Source organism: Variovorax sp. J22R115 (genome assembly GCF_030317005.1).
In the GTDB taxonomy this organism is placed as follows: domain Bacteria; phylum Pseudomonadota; class Gammaproteobacteria; order Burkholderiales; family Burkholderiaceae_C; genus Variovorax.
The window spans coordinates 108,139-125,689 of record NZ_JASZYM010000009.1 but is presented as its reverse complement, the minus strand read 5'-3'; the positions used below and the strand labels follow the sequence as shown (position 1 = coordinate 125,689).

General features: G+C 64.9%; 17 protein-coding genes and 1 pseudogene. 4 read left to right on the top strand and 14 right to left on the bottom strand.

What is annotated here, in order from left to right; genetic code table 11:
- Positions 1–128: 128 nt before the first annotated feature.
- The 14 genes and pseudogenes from dnaJ to QTI04_RS17210 all read right to left on the bottom strand — a co-directional run bounded on the left by dnaJ (position 129) and on the right by QTI04_RS17210 (position 13,957).
- Positions 129–1,262 carry a molecular chaperone DnaJ gene (gene dnaJ, locus QTI04_RS17275; protein ID WP_286599851.1) on the bottom strand — a complete coding sequence of 378 codons (1,134 nt, stop codon included), beginning with the start codon at positions 1,260–1,262 and terminating at the stop codon, positions 129–131.
- A 100-nt stretch (positions 1,263–1,362) separates the two neighbouring features.
- Complete coding sequence (dnaK, locus tag QTI04_RS17270) at positions 1,363–3,321, bottom strand: molecular chaperone DnaK (protein WP_286616851.1); 1,959 nt, start codon at positions 3,319–3,321, stop codon at positions 1,363–1,365.
- 81 nt (positions 3,322–3,402) lie between these two features.
- Positions 3,403–3,969: a nucleotide exchange factor GrpE gene (gene grpE, locus QTI04_RS17265; protein ID WP_286616696.1), complete on the bottom strand. Its 567-nt coding sequence runs from the start codon at positions 3,967–3,969 to the stop codon at positions 3,403–3,405.
- A 138-nt stretch (positions 3,970–4,107) separates the two neighbouring features.
- The gene (locus QTI04_RS17260; protein WP_286599854.1) at positions 4,108–4,458 is read right to left on the bottom strand and encodes an FKBP-type peptidyl-prolyl cis-trans isomerase; all 351 of its coding nucleotides are present in this window, start codon (positions 4,456–4,458) and stop codon (positions 4,108–4,110) included.
- Positions 4,459–4,541: 83 nt separating this feature from the next.
- Positions 4,542–4,871 carry a helix-turn-helix domain-containing protein gene (locus QTI04_RS17255; protein ID WP_286599855.1) on the bottom strand — a complete coding sequence of 110 codons (330 nt, stop codon included), beginning with the start codon at positions 4,869–4,871 and terminating at the stop codon, positions 4,542–4,544.
- A gap of 148 nt (positions 4,872–5,019) precedes the next feature.
- On the bottom strand, positions 5,020–5,871 hold the full coding sequence (gene asd, locus QTI04_RS17250) for an archaetidylserine decarboxylase (RefSeq protein WP_286616695.1): 852 nt from the start codon (positions 5,869–5,871) through the stop codon (positions 5,020–5,022).
- A 67-nt stretch (positions 5,872–5,938) separates the two neighbouring features.
- Entirely contained in the window at positions 5,939–6,931 is a 993-nt protein-coding gene (locus QTI04_RS17245) for a tripartite tricarboxylate transporter substrate binding protein (protein WP_286616694.1), read from the bottom strand.
- A 62-nt stretch (positions 6,932–6,993) separates the two neighbouring features.
- Positions 6,994–7,757, bottom strand: a pseudogene (locus QTI04_RS17240) (SDR family NAD(P)-dependent oxidoreductase).
- Between the two features lie 13 nt (positions 7,758–7,770).
- The gene (gene garD / locus QTI04_RS17235; protein WP_286616692.1) at positions 7,771–9,357 is read right to left on the bottom strand and encodes a galactarate dehydratase; all 1,587 of its coding nucleotides are present in this window, start codon (positions 9,355–9,357) and stop codon (positions 7,771–7,773) included.
- A gap of 20 nt (positions 9,358–9,377) precedes the next feature.
- Entirely contained in the window at positions 9,378–10,673 is a 1,296-nt protein-coding gene (locus tag QTI04_RS17230) for a TRAP transporter large permease (RefSeq protein ID WP_286599862.1), read from the bottom strand.
- Positions 10,674–10,676: 3 nt separating this feature from the next.
- On the bottom strand, positions 10,677–11,165 hold the full coding sequence (locus QTI04_RS17225; RefSeq protein WP_286599863.1) for a TRAP transporter small permease: 489 nt from the start codon (positions 11,163–11,165) through the stop codon (positions 10,677–10,679).
- 55 nt (positions 11,166–11,220) lie between these two features.
- Entirely contained in the window at positions 11,221–12,192 is a 972-nt protein-coding gene (locus QTI04_RS17220) for a TRAP transporter substrate-binding protein (protein ID WP_286599864.1), read from the bottom strand.
- Between the two features lie 44 nt (positions 12,193–12,236).
- Complete coding sequence (locus QTI04_RS17215) at positions 12,237–13,127, bottom strand: SMP-30/gluconolactonase/LRE family protein (protein ID WP_286616691.1); 891 nt, start codon at positions 13,125–13,127, stop codon at positions 12,237–12,239.
- 5 nt (positions 13,128–13,132) lie between these two features.
- The gene (locus QTI04_RS17210) at positions 13,133–13,957 is read right to left on the bottom strand and encodes an NAD(P)-dependent oxidoreductase (RefSeq protein WP_286599867.1); all 825 of its coding nucleotides are present in this window, start codon (positions 13,955–13,957) and stop codon (positions 13,133–13,135) included.
- Positions 13,958–14,023: 66 nt separating this feature from the next.
- Between QTI04_RS17210 and QTI04_RS17205 the strand changes: the two genes are divergently transcribed.
- The 4 genes from QTI04_RS17205 to QTI04_RS17190 all read left to right on the top strand — a co-directional run bounded on the left by QTI04_RS17205 (position 14,024) and on the right by QTI04_RS17190 (position 17,456).
- Complete coding sequence (locus QTI04_RS17205; RefSeq protein WP_286599868.1) at positions 14,024–14,854, top strand: FadR/GntR family transcriptional regulator; 831 nt, start codon at positions 14,024–14,026, stop codon at positions 14,852–14,854.
- Between the two features lie 130 nt (positions 14,855–14,984).
- Positions 14,985–15,965: a tripartite tricarboxylate transporter substrate binding protein gene (locus QTI04_RS17200; protein ID WP_286599869.1), complete on the top strand. Its 981-nt coding sequence runs from the start codon at positions 14,985–14,987 to the stop codon at positions 15,963–15,965.
- An 89-nt stretch (positions 15,966–16,054) separates the two neighbouring features.
- Positions 16,055–16,966, top strand: coding sequence for a 5-dehydro-4-deoxyglucarate dehydratase (gene kdgD / locus QTI04_RS17195; protein WP_286616690.1), 912 nt, complete (start codon positions 16,055–16,057; stop codon positions 16,964–16,966).
- Positions 16,967–17,009: 43 nt separating this feature from the next.
- Positions 17,010–17,456, top strand: a complete 447-nt coding sequence (locus QTI04_RS17190; protein WP_286616689.1) for a nuclear transport factor 2 family protein — start codon at positions 17,010–17,012, stop codon at positions 17,454–17,456.
- Positions 17,457–17,551: the final 95 nt, after the last annotated feature.

Genomic DNA, 17,551 nt, shown 5'->3' with positions numbered 1-17,551 from the left:
AAGGGCCGGCGAAGCCAGGCCCATTCGTGAAACACCGCGGAACCGGCTCCGCCGGGCCGCCGGTGTTGCCCCCGGCAGGGGGTAGGCGAAGCGACACGAAGTGCGCGTAGCCTGGGGGCGAGCCCTGTCTAGCTGAAAAACTCTTTGGCCTTGTCGAACCAGCCCTTGTCGGTGGGGCTGTGCTTCTCTCCGCCCTTCTTGAGCGATTCGTCGAGTTCCTTCAGCAGCTTGCGCTGGTGCTCTGTCAGCTTGACCGGCGTTTCCACGCGCACATGGCAGTACAGGTCTCCGGGGTAGGTCGAGCGAACGCCCTTGATCCCCTTGCCGCGCAGCCGGAACTGCTTGCCGCTCTGGGTGCCGTCGGGAATGTCGATCGCCGCCGCGCCCTTGAGCGTCGGCACCTTGATCTCGCCGCCCAGCGCGGCGGTCGTGATGCTGACCGGCACCACGCAGTGCAGGTCGTCGCCGTCGCGCTCGAACAAGTCGTGCTTCTTCAAGCGGATCTCTATATAGAGATCGCCGGGCGGGCCACCGTTGGTGCCGGGCTCGCCGTTGCCCGTGCTGCGGATGCGCATGCCGTCGTCGATGCCGGCGGGGATCTTCACTTCCAGCGTCTTGTTGTTCTTGATCTTTCCCTGGCCGTGGCAGGTCGCGCACGGTTCCGGAATGATCTTGCCTGTTCCATGGCAGGTCGGGCAGGTCTGCTGCACGCTGAAGAAGCCCTGGCGCATTTGCACGGCGCCTTGGCCGTGGCAGGTGGTGCAGGTGATGGGCTTGGTGCCGGGTTTGGCGCCCGTGCCTTTGCAGGTGCCGCAGTCGTCCCAGCTCGGGATGCGGATCTGCGCATCCTTGCCCTCGGCGGCTTCCTCGAGGGTGACCTCCATCGCGTAGCTCAGGTCGCTGCCGCGGAACACCTGGCGTCCGCCGCCCTGGCGGCCGCCGCGCTGGCCGAACACGTCGCCGAAGATGTCACCGAAGGCTTCCGCGAAGCCGCCAAAGCCCTCCGCGCCCGGGCCGCCGCGCATGTTGGGGTCGACGCCCGCGTGGCCGTATTGGTCGTAGGCGGCGCGCTTCTGCGGGTCCGACAGCATTTCGTAGGCTTCCTTGACCTCCTTGAATTTGGTCTCGGCGTCCTTGGAGTCCCCATGGTTGCGGTCAGGATGGTGCTTCATCGCAAGCTTGCGATAAGCCTTCTTGATTTCCTCCTCGCTTGCGTTCTTGGGAACACCGAGGGTTTCGTAGTAGTCGTGTTTGGTGGCCATGGTCGGGGTCGGGCGGAGTCGTCGTCAGAATGCCGGGTCAGGAAGCGGAAAAGGCTGGACCACCTTGCAGCGGGTCCAGCCTCGTGTCAGGGAATGAAGATCAGCCCTTCTTGACTTCCTTCACTTCGGCGTCGACCACGTTGTCGTCCGCCGGAGCGCTCGCAGCTTCCGGGCCAGCGCCTGCCGCGCCGCCCGCCGCACCGGCGGCGGCCTGCGCGTCGGCGTACATCTTTTCGCCAAGCTTCTGGCTGGCGCTCATCAGCGTGTTGGTCTTTTCGTCGATCGCGGCCTTGTCTTCACCCTTCAGGGCTTCCTCGACGTCCTTGATCGCGGCTTCGATCTTTTCCTTCTCGCCGGCATCCAGGCTGGCGCCGTGTTCGCCGAGCGACTTCTTCACGCTGTGGACCATGGCTTCGCCCTGGTTGCGGGCCTGGGCCAGTTCGACCTTCTTCTTATCCTCGGCCGCGTTGAGTTCGGCGTCCTTCACCATCTTCTGGATCTCGTCTTCCGACAGGCCCGAGTTCGCCTTGATGGTGATCTTGTTTTCCTTGCCGGTGCCCTTGTCCTTGGCGCCGACGTGCAGGATGCCGTTGGCGTCGATGTCGAAGCTCACCTCGATCTGCGGCGTGCCGCGCGAAGCCGGCGGGATGCCTTCGAGGTTGAACTCGCCGAGCAGCTTGTTGCCCGAGGCGATCTCGCGTTCGCCCTGGAACACCTTGATCGTCACGGCCGGCTGGTTGTCTTCGGCGGTCGAGAAGGTCTGTGCGAACTTGGTCGGGATCGTGGTGTTCTTCGTGATCATCTTGGTCATCACGCCACCCATCGTCTCGATGCCGAGCGACAGCGGGGTCACGTCGAGCAGCAGCACGTCCTTGCGATCGCCGGAGAGCACCTGGCCTTGAATGGCGGCGCCGACGGCCACGGCTTCATCGGGGTTGACGTCCTTGCGCGGTTCCTTGCCGAAGAACTCCTTGACCTTGTCCTGCACCTTGGGCATGCGGGTCATGCCGCCGACCAGGATCACGTCGCTGATGTCGGTCACGCTGACACCGGCATCCTTGATGGCGGTGCGGCAGGGCGCGATGGTGCGTTCGATCAACTCGTCCACCAGGCTTTCGAGCTTGGCGCGCGACAGCTTGATATTCAGGTGCTTCGGGCCCGATGCGTCGGCCGTGATGTACGGCAGGTTGATGTCGGTGGCGGCGCCGTTCGACAGCTCGATCTTGGCCTTTTCGGCCGCTTCCTTCAGGCGCTGCAGCGCGAGCACGTCTTTGCTCAGGTCGACGCCCTGGTCCTTCTTGAACTCGGAAATGATGTAGTCGATGATGCGCTGGTCGAAGTCTTCGCCGCCGAGGAAGGTGTCGCCGTTGGTCGACAGCACCTCGAACTGCTTCTCGCCGTCCACGTCCGCGATCTCAATGATCGAGATGTCGAAGGTGCCTCCGCCGAGGTCATATACGGCGATCTTGCGATCGGCCTTGTCGTGCTTGTCGAGGCCGAAGGCAAGCGCAGCCGCGGTGGGCTCGTTGATGATGCGCTTGACGTCGAGGCCCGCGATTCGGCCGGCGTCCTTCGTGGCTTGGCGCTGGCTGTCGTTGAAGTAAGCCGGCACGGTGATCACCGCTTCGGTCACGGCTTCGCCGAGATAGTCTTCGGCGGTCTTCTTCATCTTGCGCAGGATTTCGGCGCTGATCTGCTGGGGAGCGAGCTTTTTGCCGCGCACTTCGACCCATGCGTCGCCGTTGTCGGCCTTGGTGATGGTGTAGGGCATCAAGTCGATGTCCTTCTGCACTTCCTTTTCCTCGAACTTGCGGCCGATCAGGCGCTTGACCGCGTAGATCGTGTTCTTGGGATTGGTCACCGCCTGGCGCTTGGCCGAGGCGCCGACCAGCACTTCGCCGTCTTCCTGGTAGGCCACGATGGAGGGCGTCGTGCGGGCGCCTTCCGAGTTCTCGATCACACGCGTGGTGTTGCCTTCCATGATCGACACGCACGAATTGGTGGTGCCGAGGTCGATGCCGATGATTCTGGCCATGTTTTTTCTCCTGGGATCTGAAATGAGGTTGTTGTGAACTTGTGGATAACCCGGTTCGATTCAAGGGGATGAAGCGGGGATTTCCTGTGGGTTTCTTGTTGGTTGTCAGCTCGGGCTGCTGACGGTCACGAGCGCAGGGCGCAGGATCCGGTCGGCGATGGTGTAGCCCTTTTGCAGCACGCTGGCGATGGTGTTGGGCTCCTGGCCGGGCACCGGCACCACGGAGATCGCCTGGTGCAGGTGCGGATCGAATTTGCTGCCCGCCGGCGGAGCGATTTCGATGACCTTGTTGCGCTCCAGTGCACTCTTGAGTTGACGCAAGGTGGCTTCGGTGCCTTCGCGCAGATGCTCCGACGTGGCATCCTGAATCGCCAGGCCGGCCTCCAGGCTGTCCAGCACCGGCAGCAGGCTCTCGGCGAAACCTTCGATTGCGAACTTGCGGCCCTTGGAGACTTCCTCGTCCGCGCGGCGGCGGGCGTTCTGCACGTCGGCCTGCGCACGGAGGATCTGGTCGGCCAGTTCGGCGTTCTTGGCTTGCAGCGCGGCGATTTCGCCCTGGGCCGCGGCCAGCGCGTCGGCTTCGTTCGCGGCCTGTGCGGCCTCCAACTCTTCCGGGCTGGGCTCGCCCTGCAGGTTCTGTGGATTTTCTTGAAGGTTTTTCGGGTCAGTCATGCTCAAAAAGCCGGCGCCACGCCGGAAAACAGGTGAAAACGAACAATAGGCAGCCATTTGAGGCCTGCCTGGGTGTTTTCAAGCAAAAAAATGCGCCTGTGAGGGCGCATTTCGGGGGGACGGGGAATCCCGGTCTCGTCAGTGCGCGTCCAGGAGCTCGACGTCGAACTTCAGGGTGGCGTTCGGGGGAATCACGCCGCCAGCGCCGCGCGCGCCGTAGCCGAGGGACGCCGGGATGATCAGCGTGCGCTTGCCGCCGATCTTCATGCCGGCAACGCCTTCATCCCAACCCTTGATGACCTGGCCAGCGCCGAGCGAGAAGGCGAAGGGATCGTTGCGGTCGTGGCTCGAATCGAACTTGGCGCCTTGCACTCCGTCGTTGTAGAGCCAGCCGGTGTAGTGCACGTGCACGTGATGGCCGGGCTTGGCCTCGGCGCCGTCGCCGACAGTGGTGTCTTCGTATTGCAGGCCGGAGGGAGTGGTGGGCATGGAGCGCTCCTTTGGGAATGGGGAAGGAAACCGCGCAGTTTAACGAGGCCGCGTGACCGGCCCTGGCGCGAGGCGCCCCCGCTTCAGCTTGGCGCGACCGGAGGCGGCGTCTTCTTGACCTGGCTCTGCTGCCATTTGCCGGCGAAGGCCTGCAGGTCGGAAAGCCGCTTGAGCAGGTCCTGCCCGCTGAGCGTCAGGCTGTAGCCGTCGGTACCGTGATTCACGAGGCCCGCCTCGCGAAGCTCCTTGATGCGGGTGTTGAGCGTGTTGGGCGTGATGTTGCCGACGCTGTCCTGCAGCAGGCGAAAGGTCTGGGCATGTCCGTCCCGCAGGGCCCAGAGGACGCGCAGCGCGTAGCGGGCTTCCAGCAGCGCAAGCAATTGGCTGATGGCTGCGTTTTCCTTGCTACTCATCGACTTCATCTCCTCGGGACGCCGCGGCTTGTTTTTTGTGACTGGCTCATGACCACTCGAAACGGCCGGCGACTATAGCCCAGAAGAATTGCTGCTACAAGTTTTATAGCTGCGAAGGCAAGCCGGCCGTGGGCTGCAGCCGCGCACTTCAGTGCGCCGGGAAGTTGGCCATGGCTTCGCCGAGGCGTATCGGGCGGGCCGGTGCCCATGCGGGATTGAAGTCCAGCTGCGGGGCGGGAAAGAGCATCACGACCGTCGACCCGAGCAGGAAGCGGCCCATCTCGTCGCCTTTCCGGAGCACGATCTGCTGGTCGTCGTAGCGCCATTCGCGCACTTCGCTGCCGCGCGGGGGATTCACCACGCCGTGCCACACCGTCGCCATGCTGCCGACGATGGTCGCGCCGACGAGCACCAGGACGAACGGACCCGCCGCCGATTCGAACACGCACACCACCCGCTCGTTGCGCGCGAAGAGTCCGGGCACGCCTCGGGCGGTGGTCGGGTTGACGGAAAAGAGATCGCCCGGCACGTAGATCATCCGCAGCAGCCGACCGTTGCAGGGCATGTGGATGCGGTGGTAATCCTTCGGGCTCAGGTAAAGCGTGGCGAAGCTGCCATGCTCGAACTGCGCGGCGAGCGTCGCGTCGCCGCCGACCAGCGCGGTGGTCGAGTAGCGGTGGTTCTTGGCCTGGAAGATCTGGTCGCCTTCGACGGGACCGAACTGGCTGATCGCGCCGTCGACCGGCGACACCAGATCGGCCTGTGCCAGCGGACGCGCGCCGGGCTTCAGCGCGCGCGTGAAGAACTCGTTGAAGCTCGGGTAGCTCGCGATGTCGCTGTCCAGCGCCTCGTCCATGTTGACGTCGTACTTCGCGACGAAGCGCTTGATGATCCAGGTCGTGACAGCGCCGCGTTCCTTGCCCGCAACCCAGCCGGCAAAAGAAGTCAGCGCCTGCTTAGGAAACAGGTACTGCGGCAGGACGGGCAAGCGATCGGACAAGGGGTCTTCCCAGAAAAGCGGTGGGCGATTCTATCGACCACCTTCCGCGCATTCCGCAGGACGAGGCCTACTCCGCCTTGATGTTGGCGGCCTTGATCACCTGCGCCCACTTGTCGACTTCGGCCTTCTGGAAGGCTGCGATCTGGGCAGTGGTCATGTCGGCGGGCTCCATGCCGAAGCCCTTGAGCTTTTCCTGCATATCCGGCTGGGCCAGGATCGTGCGGATTTCCTTGTGCAGGCGATCGACGATGGGCGCTGGCGTGCCGGCCGGCACGAAGATCGCCTGCCATGACACCACCTCGAAATCCTTGAGGCCTGGAACGCCCGATTCGGCGACTGTCGGCACATCCGGCATCGATGCCAGCCGCTTGCTGGACGTGACGGCGATCGCGCGCAGCTTGCCGCTCTGGATGTGCGGACCTGCCACCACGGTGGTGTCGAACATCATGTCGACCTGGCCGCCGATCACGTCCTGCATCGCCGGGCCGCTGCCTTTGTAGGGAATGTGGGTGAACTTGACGCCCGACTTGTAGGCCAGCAGTTCCAGCGCCAGGTGCTGCGACGTGCCCGTTCCGGCGGAGGCCGAAGAGAGGCCGCCCGACTTGGCCTTGCTGGCCTCCAGCACGTCCTTCAGGGTCTTGTAGGGGCTTGCCTGATTGACCACGAGCACGACAGGATTGGTCCCGATCAGCGTGACCGGCGCGAAGGACTTCTGTGGGTCGTAGCCGATCTTGGGATAAAGGCTGACGTTGATTGCGTGCGAGCTGATCGTGCCGCCCAGCATCGTGTAGCCATCGGGTGCCGCGCGCGAGGCGATCTCGGAGCCGACGCTGCCGCCGGCACCGCCCTTGTTGTCGATGACGACCGTGGTGCTCAGCGCCGGGCCGAGCTTCTGGCCGATCAGCCGACCCAGCACGTCGGTGGTGCCGCCGGCTGGAAAGGGGACGAGGTAGGTGATGGCCTTGCCCGTGGGCCATTGGTTCTGTGCGAAAGCGGTCAGGGCCGAGAGGCCGCCGGCGAGCGAGGCGAGCGCGGTATGGATGAGCGTGCGGCGTTGCATGGTTGTCTCCGTTGAAAGGTGGATGCCGCGCTTCTTGTCGTTGGGTCGCGGCCCGTCGGAACTCAGGGCATGTACTGCCCGCCGTTCACTTCGATGATCTGTCCCGTCACATAACCCGAGAGCTGTGCCGAAGCGAGATAGAGGAAGGCGCCCACGCAATCGTCCGGCTCGCCGATGCGCGCCATCGGGATGGCAGCCTTGAACGATTCGAGCAGTTGCGGCGTGGAGAAGCGGTCGTGGAAGGGCGTCTGGATCACGCCGGGCGCCACGGCGTTGACGCGGATGTTGTCGGGCGCCAACTCCTTGGCAAGGCCGTGCGTTGCGGTGCTGACGAAACCCTTCGCGCCCGCGTACAGGTACGCGCCCGGGCCGCCGCCGTTGCGCGCCGCGATCGACGACACATTGATGATGCTGCCGCCGCGCCCCTGCGCGCGCATCAGCGGCACGACCTCGCGGCAGAACGCCAGCACGAACGTGCGTTGATGTGCATCACTTCGTCGAAGAGTGCATCGTCGAAATCGGCAATCGGCAGCCGCTTGACGAGGCTGCCCGCGTTGTTGACCAGCACGTCGATGCCGCCGAGCCGTTCGTCGGCTTCAGCCACGACACGCCGAATCGCCGCACTGTCGCGCACGTCCGCCTGCAGCGCAAAGGCGTCGCCGCCGGCGGCCTGGATCGTCGCGACCACCTTGTTGGCGGCATCTGCCGAGCTGTTGTAGTGCACAGCCACGCGCATGCCGCGCTGGGCATAGCCAATGGCGACGGCGGCGCCGATGCCCGTGCTTGCGCCGGTGACGAGGGCGCTGCGGCCCTTGAGGTCTTCCATATTTCGTTCTCCTTCAGGTGACGGGGGCGGGGTTGAACAGCACCAGCGCGTTGTGCAGCTTCCAGTGCTCGGCCCAGGTCTTCTTCCGCCCGCTCGCGACGTCGAGCATCAGATGGAACATCTCCCAGCCGACATCGGCAATGGTCTTCTCGCCCGTGGCGATCGTCCCGGCGTTGACGTCCATCAGGTCGTGCCAGCGGCGGGCCAGGTCGCTGCGCGTGGCGACCTTGATCACCGGCACCTCGGCCAGCCCGTAGGGCGTGCCCCGGCCGGTGGTGAAGACATGCAGGTTGATGCCCGCAGCCAGCTGCAGCGTGCCGCAGATGAAATCGCTGGCCGGCGTCGCCGCGTAGATCAGGCCCTTCTGCCTGACCTTCTCGCCGGGCGCGATCACGCCCGATATCGGTGACTTGCCCGACTTCACGATCGAGCCCATCGCTTTCTCGACGATGTTGGACAGCCCGCCCTTCTTGTTGCCGGGCGTGGTGTTGGCGCTGCGGTCGACCCGCCCCTTGTCCAGGTAGGCGTCGTACCAGGCCATCTCGCGGATCATCGCCTCGGCCACCTCGGGCGTGGTGGCGCGCGAGGTCAGCTGGTCGATGCCGTCGCGCACTTCAGTGACTTCCGAGAACATCACGGTCGCACCGGCACGCACCAGCAGGTCGGTGCAGAAGCCCACCGCCGGGTTGGCCGTGACGCCGGAGAAGGCGTCGCTGCCGCCGCACTGCACGCCGACCACGAGTTCGCTCGCGGGCACCGTCTCGCGGCGGCGGGCGTTCAGGCGCTCCAGATGCTCTTCCGCCTGCCGCATGATCGAATCGACCATCGACATGAAGCCGACGTGCGCGTCGTCCTGCAGGCACACGACGTCGAGCTGGCTCTCCGCGTTGTCGCCGACGTCGGCCACGTTGCGCTCGTCGATCAGCGGGATGGTGCCCGGCGGCATCAGGCGCTCGGGCTGGAGCTTCTCGCAGCCCAGGCTCACCACCATGACCTCGCCGCCGAAGTTGGGGTTCAGGCTGATGTTGCGCAGCGTGCGGATCGGGATGACGGCGTCCGGCGCATCGATGGCGACGCCGCAGCCGTAGCCGTGTTCGAGCGCCACGACATCGTCGACGTGGGGATACTTCGGCAGCAGCTCGGACTTGATGCGCTGGACGGCGAACTCCGTCACCCCGGCCACGCACTGCACGGTCTGCGTGATCGCCAGGATGTTGCGCGAGCCGACCGAGCCGTCCGGGTTGCGGTAGCCCTCGAAGGTGTAGCCCTCCAACGGCGGCTGCGGCTCGGGCTTGACCGTGGCGATCGGCAGGCCGGTGAGTTCGCGCGCCGCGGGCATCTTGAGCAGCCGCTCGTGCACCCAGCTGCCGGCGGCGATCGCCTTGAGCGCATAGCCGATCACGACGTTGTAGCGACGGACCTCGCCGCCTTCGGGGATGTCCACCAAGGCCACCTTGTGCGCCTGGGGAACCTTGTCCACCAGCGTCAGGCCCGAGGGGAACACGGTGCCGGCCGGCAGCCCGCCGTCATTGGCGACGATCGCGACGTTGTCGCGGTCGTGCATCGTGATGTAGAGCGGCGGCTTCGCGGTTTCCGGCATCTCGGTCCTTCAACGTGGTGTCACTTGACCACCATAAACAGGCTCGGAAGCCATGTCGAGAAGGCGGGAACAAAAGTCACGACGCCTAGCGCAAAGATCAGCGCACCGTAGAAGGGCCAGATCGTCTTCATCACCGTGCCGACCGACACACCGCCGATCGCGCAGCCGACGAATTGCGTCGTGCCCACAGGCGGCGTGTTGAGGCCCAGCGCGCAGTTGATCAGCATCACGACACCGAACTGCACCGAGGTCATGCCGTACTGCTGCGCGATGGGCAGGAAGATGGGCGTGCACAGCAGGATGGTGGCTGCCATGTCCAGGAAGGTGCCCAGCACGAACAGGATGATGTTGATCAGCAGGAAGATCATCCAGGGCGTGGTCGTGACTTGCGACAGCATCTTCCCCGTGAGCTCAGCCACGCCGTAGAGGCTGATGAGATAGCCGAAGGTACTGGAGATGCCGATCAGCAGCAGGATCACGCCGGTGGTGCGCACCGCCTTCGATGCGGCCTTGACGAAGTGTTCCCACTTCAGCGTGCGGTAGATGAAGATCGTCAGCGCCAGCGCGTACAGCACTGCGACGGCAGCCGATTCGGTCGCGGTGAACACGCCCGACAGGATCCCGCCGAGGATCAGCACCACGATGAACAGACCCGGCAATGCGGCTGCGAACGAACGGGCCACGATGTCCCAGCCGGGGAAGGTGCCGGACGGGTAGCCGCGCTTCACCGCCACCAGATAGGCCGCCGCGAGGTTGCTGATCGTCAGCACCGCGGCGGGCAGCAATGCCGCGAGGATCAGCGCCGCGATCGAGACCTTGCCGCCTGCGGCGAGCGAATAGATGATCAGGTTGTGACTGGTCGGCATCAGGGCACCGACGAGGGCCGCGTGCGTCGTCACGTTGACGGCGTAGTCGGCGTGGTAGCCCTCCTTTTTCATCATCGGGATCATCACCGCGCCCATTGCCGAGACGTCCGCCACGGGCGACCCCGAGACGCCGCCGAACAAGGTGCAGGCCACCACGTTCGACATGCCGAGGCCGCCGCGCACGTGGCCCACGAGATCCCGCGCAAAGTTGACGATGCGGTCCGCGATGCCGCCATAGAGCATCAGTTCGCCGGCGAAGATGAAGAACGGAATCGCGAGGAACGAGAAGATCCCCATGCCGGAAGTCATCTGCTGGAAGCCGACTTCCAGCGGAAGGCCTTCATAGAGCAGGGTGGACAGGGCCGACAGGCCGATGGAGAACGCGACCGGTACGCCCAGCAGCAGGAAGACCGTGAAGGAGATGCAGAGGATCAGGAGAGGAATGGTCATTGCTCAGCCCCAGGCGGGTTCGACTTCGCGGCCTTTGGCGAGCGCGATGATGTGTTCGATCGAGAACATCACGATCAGGACGCCGGACACTGCGGCCGGCACGTATTTCCAGCCTTCGGAGATCCACAGCGTGGGAAGGCGATAGCCCCAGACCGATTCCGCCAGCGAGGCGCAATTCCACGCCATCGCGGCGCCGAAGATGAGGATCAGGAAATGGATCAGGAATTCCATCTTCAGGCGCAGCCAGTCGGGCGCCAGAACGAGGAAGGATTCGAGCCCGATGTGGCCCGCATCGCGCACGCCCACGGCGACGCCGAGCATGGTGACGTAGAGCACCAGCAGCAGCGCGAGGCTTTCTGCCCAGGTAGGTGTGTTGTTCAGGACATAGCGGCCGAACACCTGCCAGCTCACGGCGGCGATCACCGCGACGAGGCCGAAGATGCCCAGCCACATGCAGGCGCGAGCCAGCGTGCGGCAGATTTTCGTGTACATGATGTGCCTTTGCCCCTCTCGCGTGCGGAGAGGGGCAGAGAGGGAGAGACCGGAGTTACTTCGTGTCCTGGACGCGCTTGACGAGATCCTTGAGCTTCGCGTCGACGATGAACTTGTCGTACACCGGCTTCATCGCCGCCTGGAACGGGGCCTTGTCGATCTCGATGATCTCGGCGCCGCCGGCCTTCACGGTCGCGAGCGACTTCACTTCACGCTCTTCCCACTGCTTGCGCATGTAGGGCACCGATTCCTTGGCGGCTTGGCGGATCCAGCCTTGCTCCTCGGGCGAGAGCTTGTCCCATGCACGCTTGGAGAACAGCAGCATCTCGGGCGCCATCGAGTGCTCGGTCTTGGTGTAGTACTTGGCGACTTCGAAGGCCCGTGCGCTTTCATAGGTTGGGTAGTTGTTCTCGGCGGCGTCGATCAGGCCGGTCTTGAGGCCGGTGTAGACCTCGCCCATCGGCATCGGCGTGGCGTTGGCGCCCATGGCTTCGAGCATCGAGACCCACAGGTCGGACTGCTGCACGCGGACCTTCAGGCCCTTCATGTCGGCGAAGCTGCGCACCGGCTTCTTGGCGGTGAACATCGAGCGCGCGCCGCTGTCGTAGTAGGCGAGGCCGATGAAGCCCTGCTTCTCGCAGGACTTGAGGATCTCTTCGCCGATCGGGCCGTCGAGCACCTTGTGCAGATGGTCCACCGAACGGAACAGGAAGGGCATGGTCGGCACCTGCGTCTCGGCGCAGATGTTGTTCATCGGCGCGATGTTGACGCGCACCATCTGGAGAGCTCCGATCTTGGCCTGCTCGATGGTGTCCTTCTCGCTGCCCAGGGCGCTGTTGTTGAACACCTTGATGGTGTCCTTGCCGCCCGAGAGCTGCTTGAGACGCTCGCTCATGAACTTGACCGCGGTGACCGTCGGGTAGTCGTCGGGATGAATGTCGGCCGACCGGAACTCCGTGGCCTGTGCGGCCATCGCGGTCATGCAGGCCGCGATGGCGACGATGAGTGCGTGTTTATGTACCTTCATTTGTCTTCCTCTGCTGGTGGTTGTCGTGAAAATGAAATCTGGATTCAGGCACCGAACATCGGTTCGGGGATGCCCTGGGTTCCCGGGCGCAGCGCGAAGACGCCACCGGCCAGGGGTTGATCGGAGAGGTCGCCGCCGGGGCGGATCGACGTGACGAACAGCGTGTCGAGCTTCGGGCCCCCGAAGGCGCACATCGCGGGCTTCTTGACGGGCACGGCGAGCGAGCGGTCGAGCTTGCCCTCGGGCGTGAAGCGGTGCACCAGGCCGGCGTCGTTGCCGCAGATCCAGTAGCAGCCGTCGGCGTCGACCGCCGCGCCGTCGGGCCGGCCGGGCAGGGAATTCATGTCGACGAACACGCGCCGGTCGGAGGGCGTTCCGGTAGCGATGTCGTAGTCGAACGCCCAGATCGTCTGCACGCTGGGATGCGAGTCGGACAGATACATGGTGCGGCCGTCGGGGCTGAAGGCGAGGCCGTTGGGGACGATGAAATCCTCCAACTGGACCGTCGGCATTGTGTCGGCCTTGTCCTGGCGATAGACGCGTCCGACGCGTGAGCCGGCCGCCATGTCCATCAGCATCGTGCCGGCCCAGAAGCGGCCCTGGCGGTCGCAGCGGCCGTCGTTGAAGCGCATGCCCGGCGCAGCGTGCGTGACGGGCGCGAGCCGCAGGGCTTCGATCCGTCCGTCGTCCAGCGCCTCGATGGAGAAGATGCCGCTCTCCATGCCGGCAATCCAGGCGCCCGGCGCGTCGGCCCGCGGCGCGATGCAGGCTGGCATTTCATTGGATGCCCACTGCGTGTGGCCGTCGGTGGACCAACGGTGGAGGGCACGGCCGGGAATGTCGACCCAGTACAGGGCCTCTTCGGCCACGGACCAGACGGGGCTTTCGCCCGTGCCGCAGCGCGCATCGACCACGAGTTCAGCGTTGGCGGACATAGCGCTCAATCGCCGAAGGGGCCCTGGGCCGTGAAGGCGCCACCCTGGTAGATGGCGTTCGGATCGGTGGGCGCGACGGGCGGTTGCGCCTCGACCTTCGCGCGGAAGACTTCGGAACTGTCCTGCGGCACGAATCCCAGGTGGGCCGCGGCATCGTTGTCCCACCAGACGTCACGGTTGGCGGACATGCCGTAGACCACCGTGTGCTTCACGTCGGGCGTGAAGAGCGATTTCTCGATGAGCTGGGTGAGGTCGCGGTAGCTGAGCCAGGTGCTCATCATCCGGCGGTTGGCCGGCTCGGGGAACGAGGAGCCGATACGGATGCTGACGGTCTCGATGCCCCAGCGGTCGAAGTAGAACTGCGCAACGTCTTCGCCGAAGGATTTCGAGAGGCCGTAGTAGCCGTCGGGACGTCGCGCGACATGGGCGTCCAGGTGTTCGCTCTGCTTGTAGAAGCCGATCACGTGGTTGGAGCTGGCAAAGACCACGCGCTTCACACCGTGGCGGCGAGCGGCTTCATAGATATGGAACACGCCCTTGATGTTGGCCTCGAGGATCTCTTCGAAGGGGCGTTCCACCGAAACGCCGCCCAGGTGCACGATGGCATCGCACCCGGCGACGAGAACGTCGACGGCCGCCTTGTCGGCGAGGTTGCAGGGCACGACTTCTTCATGCGGCCCTTCCGCCGGGGGCAGCGCTGCGATGTCAGAGACGCGCAGCACGTCGGCGTAGGGGCGCAGGCGGTCGCGCAGCACTTTGCCAAGGCCGCCGGCGGCGCCCGTCAAGAGCAGTCGGCTGACGCGCGGCGCGTTGGGAGATGTCTCGCTCATGGATGTCTGGTCTCTGGTCGTAAGTTATCTGTTGTCATACAACATCGCGGCGATTATCATCATGGCATGTCGAGCCTGTCAACGGGGTCTACCGCAACGACCGAACAACCTGCCTTCGGCGCGAATCCGCGCCGGAGGGTCCGTGGACTGGCCCATGGCCTGGTGGACGATCTGGGCGAGAAAATCCGCAGCCAGCAACTGCGCCCAGGCGACAAGTTGCCGACCGAGTCGGCCATCATGCAGGCCTATGGCGTGAGCCGCACCGTGGTGCGCGAGGCGCTGTCGAAGCTGCAGGCGGCCGGACTCGTGGAAACGCATCACGGCATCGGAACCTTCGTTCTTCCGCCGCGCGCGGCGGGCATGTTCCGCCTCGATGCCTCGGACATCGCCACCTCGGTCGACGTGCTTGCGGTGCTGGAACTGCGCATCAGCCTCGAAACCGAATCGGCCGGCCTGGCTGCGACGCGGCGCACCGAAGATCAGTTGCTCGCCATGCGCGAGGCGCTGGATGATTTCGAGCGCAACGTCGCGGTGGCGGGGGACACGGTGGCGCCCGATTTCCGCTTCCATCTCCAGATCGCGCAGGCGACAGGCAACTCGTATTTCGCGGACATCATGAGCCATCTAGGCACCACGATCATCCCGCGCACGCGCATCACCGCCATCCGTAACCATGACCGGCGTGGGGAGTACCTGACTCGCGTGAACCGCGAGCATGAAGAGATCTACGCGGCCATTGCGCGGCGGGATCCGGAGTCGGCCCGCGCGGCCATGCGCATTCACTTGACGAACAGCCGCGAGCGCCTGCGCATTGCCCAGGAGGCCGCCAAGAACGCCGCCGAGCCCGCGCCATCCGGCGACGCGGCTGGCGCGACCCCCGTCGCACCTGCGACTTGATTCGATTTTCGTGACAGGGCTGGACATCGCGCGACACTAGTTGTACGATGACTGACGACATTCAGGTGTTGCCCGGCCAGCGACGGACAACACGCAGTTCATCCATTCAATCGCATCCGGAGACACACAAATGACCTTGAATCGACGCGAACTCATGCTCGGCGCAGCGGGAGCAGCGGCGGGCCTCATGGCTGCTGGCGGCGCACAGGCAGCCGATGCCTGGCCTGCAAGGCCGATCCGCATCGTCGTGCCGTACCCGCCGGGCGGGTCGTCTGACATCATTGCCCGCTCCATCAGCCAGCCGCTGTCGGAGGCGCTCAAGCAATCAGTCATCGTCGAGAACAGGGCCGGTGCCAATGGCAACCTCGGCGCGGATCTTGTTTCGAAGGCGCCGGGCGACGGCTACACGCTGCTGTTGTGCGACGTTGGCGCGCTGGCGATCAGCCCCTCTGTCTACACCAAGCTCTCTTTCGACCCGTCCAAGGATCTGCGCGGCGTCACCATGCTGGCCTATTCGCCGCATCTGCTGGTGGTCCATCCCTCGGTGCAGGCCAACAATCTCAAGGAACTGATAGCGCTGTCGAAGAAGTCCGATCTGAACTTCGCGGTGACGGCCACCGGCAGCGCACCGCACCTCGCGGGCGTTGCGCTCGAACGCGCGAGCGGCGCGCGCTGGCAGTACGTGCCCTACAAAGGGGGCGTGCAGGCGGTGCAGGACACCGTCGCCGGCCAGACTCAGGTGCTCATGAACGGCATGCTCGCGACGCTTCCGCACGTGCAGAGCGGCAAGCTCAAGGTGCTGGGCGTGTCCAAGGGCACGCGCATGCCTCTGATCGGGGACGTGCCGACCATTGCGGAGCAGGGCGTTTCCGGCTTCGAATCCGGGACTTGGCAGGGCGTGCTGGCCCCTCGCGGCACGCCGGACGCACTGGTTCAGCGGCTGAACAAGGAGCTGGTCACGATCATCCGTTCCCCCGACATCCGCTCGCGCCTGGCCGGGCAGGGCGCCGAAGTCGTGACCATGACGCCGTCCGAGCAGGAGCAGTTCTTCGAGAAGGAACGCTCGCGCTGGGCCAAGGTCGTCAACGCTGCCCAGATCAAGCTCGACTGAACGCAGGCCCTATCGCGTCTCGCCCTGTCCGGCGCGCGGCGCCGTCTCCCGGACCTTTCTCCCCGTCCCACTGTCCCTCCACTTTCGAAATGAATCCTCAAGAACTCAAATCCATCATGGGCTCCGGCCTGCTTTCGTTCCCGCTCACCGACTTCGATGCCGACGGCACCTTCAACAAGAAGGGCTACATCGAGCGCCTCGAATGGCTGGCTCCCTACGGCGCGAGCGCGTTGTTCGCTGCGGGCGGCACGGGCGAATTCTTCTCGCTGACCGGCGATGAGTACCCAGGCATCATCCAGACCGCGGTCGACACCTGCCGCGGCAAGGTGCCGATCATCGCGGGTGCCGGTGGCCCCACGCGCTTCGCGATCCAGTGCGCGCAAGCGGCCGAAAAGGCGGGCGCGCACGGCGTGCTGCTGCTGCCGCACTACCTCACCGAAGCCGGCCAGGAAGGCCTCGCCGCGCACGTCGAAGCCGTTTGCAAGAGCGTGAAGTTCGGCGTCATCGTCTACAACCGCGGCCAGAGCAAGCTCTACCCCGCCACGCTCGAAAAGCTGGCCGAACGCTGCCCGAACCTCGTCGGCTTCAAGGACGGCATTGGCGACATCGAATTGATGAGTTCCATCCACCTGCGCATGGGCGATCGCTTCGCCTACCTCGGGGGCCTGCCGACGGCGGAGGTCTACGCAGCGGCCTACAAGGCACTGGGCACGCCGGTGTATTCATCGGCCGTGTTCAACTTCATCCCCAAAACCGCGATGGACTTCTATCATGCGGTCGCAAAGGACGACATCGCCACGCAGCACCGCCTGCTCAAGGACTTCTTCATGCCGTACCTGGATATCCGCAACAAGGGCCAGGGCTACGCGGTGAGCATCGTGAAAGCCGGTGCCAAGATCGTCGGCCACGACGCAGGGCCGGTGCGTACGCCGCTGACCGAACTCAAGTCGAACGAATACGAAGCCCTGGCGGTGCTGATCGACAAGCTCGGCCCGCAGTAAGTTCTTTTCGCCGATCCAGAATCACAACAGAAGGAGACAAGGAATGCTGAAGAAACTTATCTTGGTCGCTGCCGCAACCGCGGCTTTCGCGGGCTGCACGACCCTGCGTGCCAAGGACCCGACCGCCGAGCCGGCCGTCGCCGCGGCGGCAGAGAAGCTGCGCGTGGCGATGATCGACCCGACTCCTGCGGCGCTCGACGCCCTGGTCGCCGACGATCTGAGCTACGGCCATTCCGGCGGCAAGGTCGACACCAAGGCGAGTTTCATCAGCGACCTGATGGACGGCAAATCGGACTTCGTGAACATCACGATCACCGAGCAGATCATCAACGTGATCGACAACGTGGCGATCGTCCGGCACACGCTCACGGCCGACACCAACGACTCGGGCAAGCCCGGCAAGGTCAGCATCAAGATCCTCGGCGTCTGGCAGAAGCAGGGCGACAACTGGAAGCTGCTGGCCCGCCAGGCGGTGCGCCCACCACAGTAAGCAAGCAGCGGACGCACCCCCGCGAAAGACTCCCTCCGGGCAACGCTGGGAAGCGGTCCCGCAACCCCTGTCCGGCGGGGTGAACCGTTACCCTT